The sequence below is a fragment of the Phaeobacter sp. JH20_26 genome (genome assembly GCF_048056275.1).
Taxonomy (GTDB): domain Bacteria; phylum Pseudomonadota; class Alphaproteobacteria; order Rhodobacterales; family Rhodobacteraceae; genus Phaeobacter; species Phaeobacter bryozoorum.
On sequence record NZ_JAYMWL010000014.1, the window covers coordinates 1 to 1,134 of the forward strand.

Below are 1,134 nucleotides of genomic sequence, written 5' to 3' on the forward strand. Positions count from 1 at the left end.
CGTACAAAACCGCACGTCAACATCGGCACCATCGGCCACGTTGACCACGGCAAGACCACGCTGACCGCAGCGATCACCAAGTATTTCGGTGACTTCAAAGCCTACGACCAGATCGACGGCGCACCTGAAGAGAAAGCCCGCGGCATCACCATCTCGACCGCGCACGTGGAATATGAGACCGAAGGCCGTCACTACGCCCACGTCGACTGCCCCGGCCACGCTGACTATGTGAAAAACATGATCACCGGTGCGGCGCAGATGGACGGCGCGATCCTGGTTGTGAACGCTGCTGACGGCCCGATGCCGCAGACCCGCGAGCACATCCTGCTGGGCCGCCAGGTTGGCATCCCGAAGATGGTCGTGTTCATGAACAAAGTGGACCAGGTCGACGACGAAGAGCTCCTGGAGCTGGTCGAGATGGAAATCCGCGAACTGCTGTCTTCCTACGACTACCCGGGCGACGATATCCCGATCATCGCAGGGTCCGCTCTGGCGGCGATGGAAGGCCGTGACGACGCGATCGGCGCCGACAAGATCAAGGAACTGATGGCGGCTGTTGACGATTACATCGACACGCCTGAGCGCGCTGTTGACCAGCCGTTCCTGATGCCGATCGAAGACGTGTTCTCGATTTCCGGCCGTGGTACCGTTGTGACCGGTCGTATTGAGCGCGGCGTGATCAACGTTGGCGACTCGATCGAGATCGTTGGTATCCGTGACACCTCCACCACCACCTGTACCGGTGTGGAAATGTTCCGCAAGCTCTTGGACCGTGGTGAAGCAGGCGACAACATCGGCGCGCTGCTGCGTGGTGTTGACCGTGACGGCGTTGAGCGTGGTCAGGTTCTGTGTAAGCCGGGTTCCGTGAAGCCGCACACCAAGTTCGAAGCTGAGGCCTATATCCTCACCAAGGAAGAAGGCGGTCGTCACACCCCGTTCTTCGCGAACTACCGTCCGCAGTTCTACTTCCGGACCACCGACGTGACCGGCACCGTGACCCTGCCCGAGGGTACCGAGATGGTTATGCCCGGCGACAACCTGAAGTTCGACGTTGAACTGATCGCACCGATCGCGATGGAGCAGGGCCTGCGCTTTGCGATCCGCGAAGGTGGCCGCACCGTCGGCGCCGGCGTT

The 1,134-nt window shown here is 60.9% G+C and carries 1 protein-coding gene; it reads left to right on the plus strand.

The window, feature by feature from the left end:
* Window positions 1-1,134 (plus strand): elongation factor Tu (gene tuf / locus VWY60_RS14155; protein ID WP_416540808.1); only part of this gene is annotated, 1,134 nt, incomplete at both ends.